11 protein-coding genes are annotated in these 15141 nt (G+C 58.8%); 7 read left to right on the top strand and 4 right to left on the bottom strand.

Translation table 11 applies throughout. From position 1 onward, the window contains the following. Positions 1-13: 13 nt before the first annotated feature. The 4 genes from G6N80_RS06850 to G6N80_RS06835 all read left to right on the top strand — a co-directional run bounded on the left by G6N80_RS06850 (position 14) and on the right by G6N80_RS06835 (position 5674). Positions 14-769: a crotonase/enoyl-CoA hydratase family protein gene (locus tag G6N80_RS06850; protein ID WP_062553055.1), complete on the top strand. Its 756-nt coding sequence runs from the start codon at positions 14-16 to the stop codon at positions 767-769. 330 nt (positions 770-1099) lie between these two features. Further along, entirely contained in the window at positions 1100-3181 is a 2082-nt protein-coding gene (locus G6N80_RS06845; protein WP_062553054.1) for a methyl-accepting chemotaxis protein, read from the top strand. 138 nt (positions 3182-3319) lie between these two features. After that, complete coding sequence (locus G6N80_RS06840; protein WP_062553053.1) at positions 3320-3598, top strand: hypothetical protein; 279 nt, start codon at positions 3320-3322, stop codon at positions 3596-3598. 279 nt (positions 3599-3877) lie between these two features. Beyond that, positions 3878-5674, top strand: coding sequence for a methyl-accepting chemotaxis protein (locus G6N80_RS06835; RefSeq protein ID WP_062553052.1), 1797 nt, complete (start codon positions 3878-3880; stop codon positions 5672-5674). Between the two features lie 31 nt (positions 5675-5705). Here the strand turns inward: G6N80_RS06835 and G6N80_RS06830 are convergent, their stop codons facing one another. Continuing rightward, a complete protein-coding gene (locus G6N80_RS06830) occupies positions 5706-6953 on the bottom strand; it encodes a class I SAM-dependent RNA methyltransferase (RefSeq protein WP_165132562.1) in 1248 nt (415 codons plus the stop codon). After that, the gene (locus tag G6N80_RS06825; RefSeq protein WP_165132559.1) at positions 6950-7738 is read right to left on the bottom strand and encodes a TlyA family RNA methyltransferase; all 789 of its coding nucleotides are present in this window, start codon (positions 7736-7738) and stop codon (positions 6950-6952) included. The genes G6N80_RS06830 and G6N80_RS06825 overlap by 4 nt, the downstream gene beginning before the upstream one ends. A 238-nt stretch (positions 7739-7976) precedes the next feature. On the opposite strand from G6N80_RS06825, the gene G6N80_RS06820 reads away from it, so the two are divergent. The 3 genes from G6N80_RS06820 (at position 7977) to G6N80_RS06810 (ending at position 12043) form a co-directional block, all read left to right on the top strand. Then, complete coding sequence (locus tag G6N80_RS06820; RefSeq protein ID WP_165132556.1) at positions 7977-10022, top strand: methyl-accepting chemotaxis protein; 2046 nt, start codon at positions 7977-7979, stop codon at positions 10020-10022. Between the two features lie 297 nt (positions 10023-10319). Then, a complete protein-coding gene (locus G6N80_RS06815; RefSeq protein WP_165132553.1) occupies positions 10320-11327 on the top strand; it encodes a DUF4424 domain-containing protein in 1008 nt (335 codons plus the stop codon). A gap of 104 nt (positions 11328-11431) precedes the next feature. Continuing rightward, a complete protein-coding gene (locus G6N80_RS06810) occupies positions 11432-12043 on the top strand; it encodes a 3'-5' exonuclease (RefSeq protein WP_062553048.1) in 612 nt (203 codons plus the stop codon). Between the two features lie 57 nt (positions 12044-12100). On the opposite strand, the gene dxs is transcribed toward G6N80_RS06810, so the two are convergent. Together dxs and G6N80_RS06800 are read right to left on the bottom strand one after the other, a co-directional pair. Continuing rightward, on the bottom strand, positions 12101-14017 hold the full coding sequence (gene dxs, locus G6N80_RS06805; protein ID WP_062553047.1) for a 1-deoxy-D-xylulose-5-phosphate synthase: 1917 nt from the start codon (positions 14015-14017) through the stop codon (positions 12101-12103). A 110-nt stretch (positions 14018-14127) separates the two neighbouring features. Further along, positions 14128-15045, bottom strand: a complete 918-nt coding sequence (locus G6N80_RS06800; RefSeq protein ID WP_062553046.1) for a pirin family protein — start codon at positions 15043-15045, stop codon at positions 14128-14130. Between the last annotated feature and the right edge of the window lie 96 nt (positions 15046-15141).

Below are 15141 nucleotides of genomic sequence, written 5' to 3'. Positions count from 1 at the left end.
AAGAGGACCAATCATGACCGACCATATTCTGATCGAGCGGCCGGAAGCCTTTCCCGGTGTTTTCGTCATACGTTTGAACCGGCCCGAGAAGAAGAACGCCATCACGTCGGACATGTATCGCAAGATGGTCATGGCTCTCCATGAGGCGGGCCATGATTCATCCATCCGTGCCGTGGTCTTCCTGGGCTCCGAGGGATGCTTTTCCGCCGGTAACGACATGGGTGATTTCCTCACCTACGCCATGTCGGGAACGAAGGAGCCTCCGGCTGCCGTCGATTTTCTTAAAGTTCTGGCAAGCTTCGGCAAGCCACTGGTCTCGGGCGTGGATGGTCTTGCCATCGGCATCGGCACCACGCTGCACCTGCATTGCGACCTGACCGTCGCCTCCACGCGCAGCCAGTTCCGCACGCCTTTCACGGACCTTGCCCTGGTGCCGGAAGCAGCATCCAGCCTGCTGGTTCCCCGCATCATGGGTCATCAGCGCGCATTCGCTATGCTGGCCGTCGGCAAACCGTTCTCGGCCGAACAGGCTCAGGCGGCAGGCCTGATCTGGGACGTCGTGGAGCCGCAGCAACTGGAGGCAGAAACGCTTGCGCTGGCGGCCTCAATCGCGGCAAAGCCAGTCAATGCCGTCCGGATTGCTCGCAACCTCGTCCGAGGCGATGCGGAGGAAGTGCTGACGCGCATCGACGCGGAAATGGTGCATTTCGAGGCGCAGCTGCGGAGTCAGGAAGCACGGGCAGCCTTCGAAGCCTTCATGAAGCGTTGACCTGTACAGATTGGGCAAGCTCAGCCTGTCCAATTGTAATACAAGTATAACAGGATAAGCTTCTTTTCAGTCTTGATAATTGTCGTATTTATGAAGTGGAATTCCGGCGATACTCTCCCGAGTGGTACCGCTGGAAGTCTGCTGGCTTAAAATATTCTTAAAGCTTTTGCCTAATAATTACAGTCGAGAGCACGTCTCGGTTCGCGGCCTGACATGATATCGGGTCTCATGCGCTGAACGATACATTTTATAGTTGGCAAGCCAGGCGCGTTCCTTTGGGTCGAGGAACGCGGACACAAGCCGTGCAAAAAAACAGAAGAAGGCATCGGGATGCTCAAAAATACCAAACTCATGACGCGTATACTTGTTGCCGCTACCTCGGTTGTTGTGGTTGCTCTGGGCAGTTTCGCCTATTACGGCGATCGCGTTCAGTCGAACCTGTTGCACGATGCCATTCAGCAGAAGGTGGATGTGGCCGGAAAGCTGGCAGGCGAGAGCATGACCAACTGGCTCAACTCCAATATTCGCCTGACGGAGATGATTGCGTCTGCTGCGGAAAAGCTTTCGACGCCGGACCAGATCCGATCCATGCTGCAGAATGAAGCCCTGAAGGGCTTCAACAGCTCCTATGTCGGTGATGAGCAGGGTGTCTTCACCAACTGGCCGCAGAAGTCCGTGCCTGCAGATTACGATCCCCGCAAGCGCCCGTGGTACAAGGCGGCTCTCGCTGCCAATGCGACGATTCTGACGGAACCCTACATGTCGGCTTCCGACAATGAATTGACGATCACGTCTGCGGCGCCCATCCGCAAGGATGGCAAGATCATCGCCATCGCTGGCAGTGACTTCCCGCTGAAGACGCTGGTCAACCAGATCAAGTCGCTGGACTTCAATGGCATGGGCCATGCTTTCCTGATGAACGATGCCGGCAAGATCCTGCTGCATCCGAATGCCGATCTCATCAACAAGTCGCTGACGGACATTCTTCCTTCGGTAAAGGACCGTACAACCGCGCTCGCCGAGGCAGAATTCAACGGCAAGCCGGTTCTGGTCAGCTTTGTCGCAGTTCAGGGTTTGCCCAACGTGAAATGGCAGCTGGGCTTCGTGTTCGACAAGGATGTCGTCTTCGCATCTCTGGTCAATGCGCGATTGGGCGGTGCCGTTGCCACTCTGCTGGCAGTTCTCCTGATGACCGGCATGCTCGGTTACGTCATTTCCCGCGTTGTCGTGCGCCCCGTCACGGCCATGACGGCCAGCATGGACAAGCTTGCGGCGGGCAATCTTTCCGTCGAGATCCCGGGCACGGAGCGTCAGGATGAAATCGGCCGGATGGCCGCAGCCGTTGCGGTGTTCAAAAACAGCATGATGGAGCAGTCGCGTCTCGAAAAGGAAGCGGAAGAGAACCGTTCGCTCACCGAAGAAGAGCGACTACAGCGTGAAGCTGCCAAGGCCCGTGAGGCGGAACAGATCGCCTTCGTCGTCAACTCGCTTGCCACCTCGCTCGGCCAGCTTGCCGATGGTGATCTGACCTGTCGGATCAATACGCCCTTCGCCGGCGATCTCGATCGGCTGCGCAATGACTTCAACGAAGCCGTTGAACGCCTGAATGATGCCATGGCAACAGTGGGCCGCAATGCGCGCGCCATTGATAACGGTGCAGCTGAAATCCGCTCCGCCGCGGACAACCTCGCGCGGCGTACCGAGCAGCAGGCGGCTTCGGTCGAGGAAACGGCAGCGGCGCTGGAAGAAATCACCACGACTGTGAAGGACTCGGCGCGACGGGCAGAAGAAGTGGGCAATCTGGTAACACGCGCTCGCTCCGGTGCGGAAAAGTCCGGCGAAGTGGTGCAGCGTGCCGTCGAGGCCATGCAGAGCATCGAGAAGTCGTCCGAAGCCATTTCCAGCATCATCGGCGTTATCGATGAAATCGCCTTCCAGACCAACCTGCTGGCCTTGAATGCCGGTGTCGAGGCAGCGCGTGCGGGTGAGGCAGGCAAGGGCTTCGCCGTTGTGGCGCAGGAAGTGCGCGAACTGGCCCAGCGCTCCGCCACGGCTGCGCGCGAAATCAAGGCACTGATCAGCACGTCTGGCGATCAGGTGCGTGGCGGTGTCGATCTCGTCAACCAGACGGGCGAGGCGCTCGCCGTCATCGTCCGGGAGGTACAGGAGATCAATACGCATATCCACGCTATTGTGACCGCCTCGCGTGAACAGTCGACTGGCCTTCAGGAGATCAACACGGCGGTCAACACCATGGATCAGGGAACCCAGCAGAATGCTGCCATGGTCGAAGAGCAGACGGCGGCAAGCCATGGCCTTGCCAGCGAGGCTGCGACTTTGAACAGCCTCATTGCGCAATTCCGGATCGATGATCGCCAAGCGTCAACCGGGCATTCGCGCCGCGCAGCATAACTTGCTGTTAACAACGTTTGAAACGCTTCACGAGGCGCCGGAACTTCCGGCGCCTCTTGTCGTATCCGCAGGCAAGACGTTCATCTCCGGTTAACGGCGGAGATTCCAGGGTCGGAAACAGCTTTTCGGGAGATTGTCATGAAACGTTTGATTTCTGCAGCGCTCATCATCTTCGCCAGTGCCATGACTGCCGGCGCCCAGCAGGGCGGCACGGTGATCGGCGGTGGCGGGGTCAATACGCGCACGGACAACAGCAATGACTACAAACCAAGGCAGCGTTACGTCTGCGTCGTGCCGCAGCCGCAAAGCTCCAGCCAGCAATATCCCAATGTTTGCCGTGCCACGGAAGGTCGCGTCGGCGGACGGTGTCGCTGCGATGGCGTCACCGGCAATGGAACGCTTCAGCTCGCCAACTGATGCTGTCTGCACGATGGGCCACCCCGGCAAATTTCTTGCGATCTTCCCTCATTGGTGTCGCGCAGGTGATCAGCTGAAACCGAGGATTTTATTTGAATAACAGAAATATATAATGTAAAAGAACAGAAGATATCCAAATATAGCGGAAATTTATATTTCGATTAAAACTTTACCGACCGTAAAGTTATTTGCCTGACAAATTGCGTCATCGGGCTCCGTGTTTCGCTTGTGTTCAAGCAACGGGCAAGGAGCGGGCCAAGAGCAATTTCGGGGGAAAAGATGTTTGGAATTGGTAGCGCGGATGCAAAAGCAGTGCTGGAGGCGATGAACAGATCGCAGGCCATCATCGAGTTCAAGCCGGATGGCACCATCATCAGCGCAAACGAGAATTTCTGTCGCACCCTCGGCTACCAGCTCTCCGAGATCGTCGGCAAGCACCACCGCATTTTCCTGCGTCCGGAAGACGCGTCATCGAAAGCTTACCAGGAGCTTTGGGAAGGGCTTGCCCAGGGTCGGTTCGACCGCCGCCAGTATAAGCGGGTCCGGAAGGATGGAAGCGAGATCTGGATCGAAGCATCCTATAATCCAGTGATGCGTGGCGGTAAGCCTTACAAGATCGTCAAGTTCGCAACCGATATCACCGAGCAGAACCTTCGGCGTTCGGAAGACAAGGGCAAGCTGCAGGCATTGGGTCAGGCGCAGGCCGTGATCGAGTTTTCGCCAACCGGCGAGGTCCTGACGGCCAACGAGAATTTTCTGAACGCGCTTGGATATCAGCTGTCAGAAATTCAGGGCAAGCATCACTCCATGTTCTGTGACGTCCAGCATTCCAGCAGCGAAGAATACCGGGGCTTCTGGAGCAGACTGGCCAGTGGCCATCATGTCTGCGACGAGTTCCTGTTTGTCGGCAAGGGCGGCAGACGGGTCCATATGCAGGCGTCCTACAGTTCGATCACCGATATCGGCGGCAATGTCTTCAAGATCGTGGCCTTCGGCACGGATGTCAGCGAGCGGGTATCGAATGTCCAGCAACTCGCCGGTGCGCTGAAAGCCATGTCGGAGGGAGACATGACCCAGGCGCTGGCCGTTCCTTTCGTTCCGGCGCTGGAAACCCTGCGCGTCGATTTCAATGAAACATCATCGAAACTGCGTGCAGCCCTCCAGACGATTGCGCAGAACGCCAGCGCCATCAGCGCTGCTTCGCAGGAAATCCAGTCTGCCTCGAACGACCTGTCCAAGCGGACAGAGCAGCAGGCGGCCTCCGTCGAGGAGACGGCAGCAGCACTGGAGGAAATTACCACAACGGTTGCCGATAGCAGCCAGCGTGCCCAGGACGCCGGTCAACTGGTACGCCGCACCAAGGAACATGCGGAAAACTCAGGCCATGTCGTAAGCCAGGCGGTTGAAGCCATGGGCAAGATCGAGCAGTCCGCGGGCGAGATTGGCAATATCATCGGCGTGATCGATGAGATCGCCTTCCAGACCAACCTGCTGGCGTTGAACGCAGGTGTCGAGGCCGCGCGTGCAGGCGAAGCAGGCAAGGGCTTTGCGGTCGTGGCGCAGGAAGTGCGTGAACTTGCCCAGCGTTCCGCAACGGCGGCCAAGGAAATCAAGGCGCTGATCAATACCTCGAATGATTACGTCAAGAATGGCGTGAACCTGGTTGGCAGCACCGGCAAGGCACTACAGGAGATCGTCAGCCAAGTCGTGCAGGTCGACGGAAATGTCGGCGCGATCGTCGAGGCCTCGCGTGAGCAGGCGACGGGGTTGAAGGAAATCAACACCGCAGTCAACACGATGGATCAGGGCACGCAGCAGAACGCCGCCATGGTTGAACAGACGTCAGCAGCCTCTCACGCTCTGGCGCGGGAAGCCGAGCAACTGTTCGCACTGCTCAGCCAGTTCAAGATCGGTGGTGAGCCGATGGCCCGTCGCACGGGACCATCCATTGCCCAGGCCGCAGCCATCTCGCGCCCGGTCGCGCCACCGCCCGTCAAGAAAATGACGGCGAAGATCGCCCATGCCTTCCATGGTAACGCCGCAGTCAAGTCCGGAGAGAACTGGGAAGAGTTCTGATCGATCCTTGCAAAGGCGCTTCTGCGGAATGTTACTTTTCCAGAAGCGCCACAGCTTCCACATGGGGTGACCAGAGAAATTGATCGACCGGGATCACTGACTTGATGCGATAGCCGCCCTTCGCGAGAATGGCGAGATCGCGTGCAAGCGTAAGCGGATTGCAGCTGACCGCAACGATCCGCTTGACCTGTGAACGGGCAAGTTCCGCGCTTTGTGCTTCGGCGCCGGCGCGGGGTGGGTCGAAAATTACAGCGTCATAGACCTTGAGTTCCTGCGGGGTCATCGGGCGGCGGAAAAGATCGCGTCTCTCCACCGTAACGGGCTTCAGCCCTTGCGTCATACGCGCGGCCTGATCCAGCGCCTTGACCGCCCGCTCTTCGGATTCGACGGCGTGAACGCTTGCCTTGCGGCCAATTCTCAGCGCGAAGGTACCAATCCCGGCAAAGAGATCGGCCACACGTTTGGCTTTGCCGATATGCTCGATGGCAAGCTTTGCCATGGCCTCTTCCGCTTCACGCGTGGCTTGTGTGAATGCACCGGGTGGAATGATGACGCAGGCACCGTCGAAATCCAGCTGCGGCTTGTGCGGCTCGACCACGATCTCGCCATTGGCCGAAACGCGCGCAATGCCGCGAAGACCCATGACAGCCTCCGTCACGGCACGCCGCTCACGCTCGCCAAGGCCGGAACGTAATCCATCCATGGAAATATCAAGACCGGTCAGCGTTTCCGTCACCGTGATGCGGAACATGTCATGGCCTGTTGCACGCGCAATGATATGCAATGCGTCCAGCCGCGAAATCAGTCCGTCCGACGCGATGGGACATTCCTCGACCGGCACGACATGATGTGTCTCCGCCTGGTTGATACCGATGACAAGCGCCTTTTCCGGCCGCCGGACCGTGAACACCAGCCGCCTGCGCTGGTGCGGCTGTGCTTCGATCAGGTCGCCGACCGGCGCGTCGATGCCCTTTGATTTCAGCGCGTTGATCAGCAGATCACGCTTGTAGGCATTGTAGGCGGGTTTCGCCTGATGCTGCAGCGAACAGCCGCCACAGGTGCCGCCTTTGCCTTCAGGCCCGAAATGACGACAGGCAGGCTGAATGCGATCGGGGGAGGGAGGGCCGTAGGAAATGACCGTGCCCTCATTACCCACACGCGCCACCGCCACGGTTTCGCCCGGCAGCGCAAAAGGCACATAGACCGGCCCATCCGCCGCATGGGCCAAGCCCATACCCTTGGAGGTGAGTGAGGTGATGGTGTAGGACTCGGTGCTCATGATGCGGTCGTTTCCGAAGGGGCGGCGGGCTTTTTTCCAGCCAGAAGATATTCGTGATTGCCATCGCCACCGGCAATGGGAGAGGGGATCAGGCCAAGAGCCTTCCAGCCCATGTCCTGTTCGAGCCATGCCTTGAGGTTCTCCGCGATGGCGGGAGCGGACGAAGGATCGCGTAAGAGGCCGCCTTTGCCGATATTTTCACGTCCGGCCTCGAATTGCGGTTTGACGAGCAGCACACACAGCGCGCCCGACTCTGCGAGTTCCAGGGCTGGCGGCAAGGCGAGCTTGAGCGATATGAACGAGACATCCGACACGACGAGGTGGATGTCATCGTCGCCGATATCGTCTCGCGTCAGGTTTCGCGCGTTCAAGCCTTCGAGATTGGTTACTCTTTCATCGGAGGCGATGCGTTCGTTCATCTGGTCATGACCCACATCGACGGCAACGACATGGGATGCGCCCCGCTCCAGCAGCACCTCGGTAAAGCCGCCGGTGGAGGCGCCGATGTCCAGACAGCGCATGCCAGCCGGGTCGATGCCGAAATGATCAAGCGCCGCGATCAGCTTCAGGGCCGCGCGCGAGACATAGGCCTGTGCCGGATCGTCCACCACCAGCGCGGCGTCGGTCGAAACCACCTGACCAGGCTTGGTCACGGTCAAGCCATTGACCTGCACCGTGCCACGGGCAATGGCATCGCGTGCGCGAGACCGGCTTTCGAAAAGCCCTCGTGAGACGAGAAGTTGGTCGAGCCTCTCGCCCGCTTTCTGTGATGTCTTTGCTGTCATACTGTGTCCATGCCGTTCGCGCTCGTTCAACGCAAGGCTTTTCGCACCTTGCATCCGCATTCCCGAGTCTGGCCTGAAAATGACGAATGCCATTTTATTCAAATCGTCTGTTTAAGTATCTGTAGAAACACGTGGTTTCCGACGGGCAATTATCGTTTCGAGCGAAGAGAGCAACGCAATATTAACTCAACTGCGATTCTGTAAGGCTATGCATATTGCTGTTCGAAAGCGGTACCCGATGTCATTCCGAGACCTGTCCATCAGTAAGAAAATCATTTCGACATTCCTCGCCCTGATGTTTGTCTGTGGCTGCGCCTCTGCCGTTGTTTATTGGCAGGGCCTCAAATCGTCGCAAGCGTCCGGTGCTCTGGTCGTGGCGCAAGAGGCAGACACCATTGTGGCTGCCGCGTCAGAAGCGCAGCTGGAACAGGCTCTGGCTCTGCGCGGATACCTTATCTCCGGCAATGCAGAAATGCTGGCCAGCATCAGCGCCCAGCGTTCCGCGACCATTGCGGCTCTGGATGCCGTACAAAAGCTGGCGGTTGGGCAAACAGGCATTCTGACTGGCTTGCAGCAGATGCGCAGCGCAGCGGATGCCTTCAACAAGGACGTGGTCGAGCCGCAGGTGAAGGCCTATCAGGCCAAAGGCACCGTCGCTGACACAAAAGCTGGGGAAAGCACCGCGCAGCTGGCAGATTTCCGAAAGGCAGCAGCCAAGGTCCGCGCTGAGGCGCAGGCCTTCAAGAACGGCATGATTGCACAGCAGCAATCTGCTCATGAAGCCGTTCTCTGGACCTTGATTATCGGTGGCGGCGTAGCGGGTCTCATTGCAACGCTGCTCATCTGGCTCTTGTCTCGCGCGATTGTGACGCCAATCGTTGGCATGACGAGCGCCATGACGGAACTGGCAAACGGCAACCATGAGATCAAGGTTCCGGCACTCGATCGCGGCGATGAAGTGGGCCAGATGGCCAAGGCCGTTGCCGTGTTCAAGGATGCGGCGGTCGAGAAACTGCGGCTTGCATCCGAAACGGACCGTATCCGCCTGACCTCGGATCGCGAGCGTCAGGATAATGATGCCCGCAAGGCGCGCGAAACGGCAGAAATCGAGTTCGCCATGAATTCGCTGGCCGAAGGACTGGTCAAGCTGGCGGATGGCGATGTCGCCTACCGCCTCAACAATCCCTTTGCCGATCATCTGGATCGCCTGCGTGTGGACTTCAACCAGGCGCTCGCAAAACTCCAGGGCGCTCTGGAAAGCGTCGGTCACAACGCCTCTGCCATCAATGCCGGTGCTGCCGAAATTCGTTCCGCGACGGACGATCTCGCCAAGCGCACGGAGCGTCAGGCTGCCTCTGTCGAACAAACGGCTGCCGCCATCGAGGAAGTCACCACGACCGTCAAGGATTCCGCCAAGCGCGCCGAGGATGTCGGCCAGCGCATCGAGCGGGCGCGCGTGGGGGCCGAGCGTTCGGGCGAAGTCGTGCGCCGTGCCGTATCCGCTATGGAGGGCATCTCCAAATCATCCAGCGAAATCAACAATATCATCAGTGTCATCGATGATATTGCCTTCCAGACCAACCTTCTGGCTCTGAACGCGGGTGTCGAGGCAGCGCGTGCCGGTGAGGCCGGAAAGGGCTTTGCGGTCGTTGCGCAGGAAGTGCGCGAGCTGGCCCAGCGCTCCGCCAATGCGGCCCGCGAAATCAAGACGCTTCTGACCACATCCAGCCAGCAGGTGGATGCAGGTGTGGCGCTCGTTGGTGAAACCGGCGAGGCACTCCAGGCCATCGTTGTCGAGGTTCAGGAAATCAACGACAACATCAAGGCGATTGTCACCTCGACGCGGGAGCAGTCGCTTGGTCTTCAGGAAATCAATCAGGCGATTTCCGCCATGGACCACAACACCCAGCAGAACGCGGCCATGGTGGAAGAGCAGACGGCAGCCAGCCATTCGCTTGCCCGCGAAGCCAGTTCGCTGGACGAGTTGCTGCGCCAGTTCAAGTTGGGAACGCCTGCAAACGGTGCCGCGCGCTCTTCCTTCAACGCAAGCGCTTCTGCCGCCCCTGCCGCCAGCGCCAAGCCCGCATCTGTGGCACAGCCAGCGCCACACGCAGCGGCAAGGCCTGCTGCACGTCCCGCCATTGGCCGTGGTCCCGTTGCGGCCACAACCACTTCGCGCCCGAAAGCTTCGCCCGCCAATGCATTGCACAACACGCTGGCCAAGGCATTTGGCGGCGGCGCACCGCAGGCCAAACCGTCTCAGGATAACTGGGAAGAGTTCTGATCAATCCTCATGGATGAGACATCCGGAAGGGGCTGCGAAAGCGGCCCCTTCAATGTGTTGACAAAGGGTTTTCCGCAGTCTTCCGTCATGCTCGGGCTTGTCCCGAGCATCCACAACAGATTGATTTTATTGGACTTCAGTAGATTCTCGGCACAAGGCCGACAATGACGTCGCGGCTGGTAGGCAAGATTGTCAGCAGTCTGAGGGGCTGCGAAAGCGGCCCTTTTTCGCATTTGACGCCCTTCCGGTAAAATCCATGCCGCGCTAAGTTCCCCGGTAATCTGAGGGGACCCGATCATGAAACATCTGCTTCTTGCAACCGTGGCGGCGCTTTGCCTGGCCGCACCCGCGCTCGCCAATGATACGATGGCGGAACTGCGCACGGGCGGCCTGGCCTATGTCATCAGTACCGATGTTTCGATGGTCGAGGAAAACCTGTTCCTTTCCATGGACGAAGTGCGCGTTGACTATGTCTTCCAGAACAGTGGCGACAAGGATATCGAAAGCATCATCGCCTTTCCCATGCCGGATATTACGGCCCGTCCCGATAGCAACGTGGCAATCCCGGATTACGAGACCGATAACTTCCTTGGCTTCTCCGTGACGCAGGACGGCAAGGCGATCACGCCGCAGTTGCAGCAGCGTGTCAGCGCGCTCTCCGTCGATTACACGGATCTGCTGAAAGCCAGCAAGGTTCCGTTCCGCCCCTATGCAGACAAGACGCTCGAAGCGCTGAAGGCGCTGCCGCCGGAAACCCTGAAGGATTGGGAAAGCAAAGGCCTCGTCTATGCCGATACCTTCGATGCAGGGCAGGGGATGCAGACTGTCTACACGCCGATGTGGACCCTGCAATCGGTCTATTACTGGAAAACCACTTTCCCGGCCAAGAAGCCGGTGCGGGTCAGCCATCGCTACAAGCCGAGCGTCGGCGGCACGGTCGCCATATCGTTCCTGAGCGAAGGCAAGACCAACGAGACCTATGCGAGCTACAAGGACCGTTACTGCATCGACGACGCCTTTCTGAAGACGGCGATGAAGCTGGAAAAGGCATCCCGCTCAGGTGGACCCTACTACACGGAGAGCTGGCTCTCCTACGTGCTGAAAACCGGCGCAAACTGGGGCGGCTCGATCTCCAAGTTCAAGCTGACCATCGACAAGGGCAAGCCCGACAATTACCTCAGCCTCTGCGCCGATGGCATCAAGAAAACCGGCCCCACCACCTTCGTGTTGGAGAAGACCGATTTCTGGCCGGAAAAGGATCTCGATATATTGTTTTTGGTCTCAAACCCGCCGTTGCAGCAGTAGCGACGGAGTGTCAGTATACCGCAATTAGGTGCAAAACTCCGACGTTGCCAAGCCGACAAATGCAAGTAGTTTCCTCGTAAGATCACTTCTGCGAGGAGAAACGCGTGAAAACAGCTATCATATTCGATTGCGAGTTTCTCTGCGTCAAAGGTTCCCAAAGCCGATTCTGGTGCGCGGCTATTGATCCCGATCCCGTCATTGCGCAGATCGGGGCAGTGAAAATTGGTCTCGATGATGGGTTCCCGATATTGGAGACCTTTAAAGCGTACGTAAAGCCCCATGACCGGCATGGTGCTCGTTATCCAATTGACGGATTTTTCACAGATCTGACCGGTATCACCGAAGAGCAGATCAACGCAGACGGCAAGCCTCTAGCGGCAGCGCTGGATAGTCTTGACCGCTTTTCTGATGGCGCAAATTTCTGGTCATGGGGAAAAGACGAACTCAACATGGTTGCAATCAGTTGCTACGTTGAGGGTATTCAACCACCTATTCCAGCGTTCCGGTTCGATAACGCAGTCAAACTATTGCTTGCAGCTGGGATGCCTTTTGAGGACTTGGCAAGAACTCCCAGCAGCAAGTTGGCAAGCTATTACGGTCTTGAGCACCCAGATTTGAAGAGACATGATGCGTTGGACGACGCCCTTTCTGTCGCTTACACGCTGCAATTTCTGCTAAAATCTGGGAAACTTAAACCCGCCGCCTTTGGTACCTAAGTTCCAAACCCGTCGTTCGCGTTGCCTAAATTCTGATCCGATTAAAATAGGCACACCTCACCCAGCCGCACCCACCTTCGCCCCACGGCCCAGCGCGTCGAACACGGTTTTCACGATGCCGGCGCGGTCGAGGCCTGCCTTGGCATACATGGTTTCCGGCTTGGCCTGATCCATCCAGAGATCAGGCAGCACCAGCGAACGGATTTTGAGGCCGCTGTCCAGCAGTCCATCATTGGCGAGGAAGTGCATGACCTGGGAGCCGAAGCCGCCGATTGCGCCTTCTTCAACCGTCACCACAATCTCGTGGTGGCGGGCAAGCTGGCGGATGAGGTCGTGATCCAGCGGCTTGGCAAAGCGCGCATCCACAACCGTGGTTGAAAGACCCGCGGCGTCGAGGTCTTCCGCCGCCAGCAGACAGTCGGCAAGGCGTGTGCCGAAGGAAAGCAGCGCAACCTTCGTACCCTGCTTCATCACGCGGCCCTTGCCGATCTCGAGAATTTCGCCGCGCTCCGGCATGTCCACGCCCACGCCTTCGCCGCGCGGATAGCGGAAGGAAATCGGGCCGTCATTGTAGGCGGCAGCCGTGCGTACCATGTGTTTCAGCTCCGCCTCGTCAGCTGCAGCCATCACCACGAAGCCGGGGAGGGAGGCGAGGAAGCCAGTATCAAACGAACCCGCATGCGTGGGACCATCGGCACCCACGAAACCGGCGCGGTCAATGGGGAAGCGCACGGGCAGACCCTGGATCGCCACATCGTGCACCACCTGATCGTAACCACGTTGCAGGAAGGTGGAATAGAGCGCGCAGAAAGGCTTGTAGCCTTCGGCGGCGAGACCGGCGGCAAAGGTCACCGCATGTTGCTCGGCAATGCCCACATCGAAGGTGCGTTCGGGAAACAGGTTCTGCAACTTGTCGAGGCCGGTGCCCGATGGCATGGCCGCGGTGATGCCGACGATCTTCTCGTCCAGCTTTGCTTCCTGCACCAGCGCTTCGGCAAACACGGATGTATAGGCAGGCGCGTTTGGTTTCGCCTTCGCCTGCGTGCCGGTAATCACATCGAACTTGTTGACGCCGTGATATTTGTCGGCTGCCGCTTCCGCCGGGGGATAGCCTTTGCCCTTCTGCGTCACGACGTGGATCAGAACCGGGCCCTTGGCATTGTCGCGCACATTGCGCAACACGGGCAGCAGGTGTTCGAAGGAATGCCCGTCGATCGGGCCAATGTGGTAAAAGCCCATTTCCTCGAACATGGTGCCGCCGGTCACATAGCCGCGCGCATGCTCCACGGCGCGGGTAATGGCGCGGTCGACATTCTTGCCCAGATAGGCGGTCAGCTTCTTGCCGAATTCGCGGAAGCCCATGTAGGTGCGGCCAGAGGCCAGGCGGGCCAGATAGGCGCTCATCGCCCCGGTAGGCGGCGCAATCGACATGTCGTTATCGTTGAGAATGACGATCAGCCGCGCATCCAGAGCGCCCGCATTGTTCAGCGCCTCATAGGCCATGCCAGCGGAAAGCGCGCCATCACCGATCACGGCAATCACGTTGCGCGGCGTGGCCGAAAGATCAGCCGCCACCGCCATGCCAAGGCCTGCCGAAATGGAGGTGGAGGAATGGGCCGCGCCAAACGGGTCGTATTCGCTCTCCGCCCGTTTGGTGAAGCCGGAAAGGCCGTCTTCCTGCCGCAGCGTACGAATGCGGTCACGGCGTCCGGTCAGGATCTTGTGCGGGTAGCACTGGTGGCCGACATCGAAGATCAGCCGGTCATCCGGCGTATTGAAAACCTTGTGGATGGCGATGGTCAGCTCCACCACGCCCAGCCCCGCACCCAGATGGCCGCCGGTCTTGGAAACCGCATCAATCATCTCGTCACGCACTTCACGGGCGAGTTGCGGCAGTTCGCGATCGTCGATCCTGCGCAAATCAGCGGGCCAGTTCACCTGGTCCAGAAGGGGCGTATTCGGGGTAGAAGTCACGGAACTGGCCTTTTCTGCTCTCGCGTCCGGGAGCCTGCGTTTTCTCTCACATTGAGAGGAAAGGCGGCTTTTTCAAGTGTTATCTGCCGCGCTTCTATAGGATTCCCCGCTCAAGGCAAAGGCACGAACTCTTCTTCGTCTCCGGGGACGATATCGAAGCGTCCGGTGCGCCATTCTTCCTTTGCCTGCTCGATCCGTTCCTTGGAAGACGACACGAAATTCCACCAGATATAGCGTTTCGAGTTCAGGGCCGCGCCACCGAACAGCATGATGTGACAGCCTTCCGGCCCGCCCTCCAGCGTGATCTCGTCGCCGGGGCGAAAAACCAGCAATTGGTCCTGCGCAAACCGGTCGCCCGCCACCACCAGCGAACCGGATAGAACATAGATCGCGCGTTCCTCATGCAGGGCTGAGAAGGGGAAGCGGCGGCCAGCTTCCAGCCGCAGGTCGACATAAAGCGTATCGGTGAAGGTGTGGACCGGGGACTTCAGCCCGTCCAGCGCGCCGATCACCACCTGTCCCGAAATGCCCGCCAGATCGATCAGCGGCATGTCGCTTTTGGCTGTGTGGGCAAAGGCAGGGTCTATCTCTTCCTTGTCGTCCGGCAGCGCCAGCCAGGTCTGAAGGCCGGACATGGAAAGCGGATTGCCGCGCAGGTTCTCCGGCGTGCGTTCGGAATGCACGATGCCGCGTCCTGCCGTCATCAGGTTTATGTCGCCGGGGCGGATGACGAGTTCTGTGCCGAGGCTGTCGCGATGCTTGATTTCGCCGTCGAACAGATAGGTCACGGTGGAGAGGCCGATATGCGGATGCGGCTTCACATCCAGCGCCTCGTCCGCACGAAGAACAGCCGGTCCCATGCGGTCGAAGAAGATGAACGGGCCAACGAGACGCCGCTGGCGGGTGGGCAGGGCACGGCGCACCGAAAACCCGCCAATATCGCTGGAGCGCGGAATGATCAGGTTTTCGATGGCATCGCAGGCAAAGGCATCGCCGGGTTCGGGGTCGTTTCCGGGGAAGAAGGACATGAGCGGGCGCTTTCCTAATGATTTGCAACCAGTCTAGATCGTCTGCATGGGAGGCGATAGGCAGATCTGAGCAGGAATCTGGCAAATATTAGCATT

It is taken from the genome of Rhizobium rhizoryzae (genome assembly GCF_011046895.1).
GTDB lineage: Bacteria > Pseudomonadota > Alphaproteobacteria > Rhizobiales > Rhizobiaceae > Neorhizobium > Neorhizobium rhizoryzae.
This window is presented reverse-complemented; position numbering and strand designations above follow the sequence as displayed.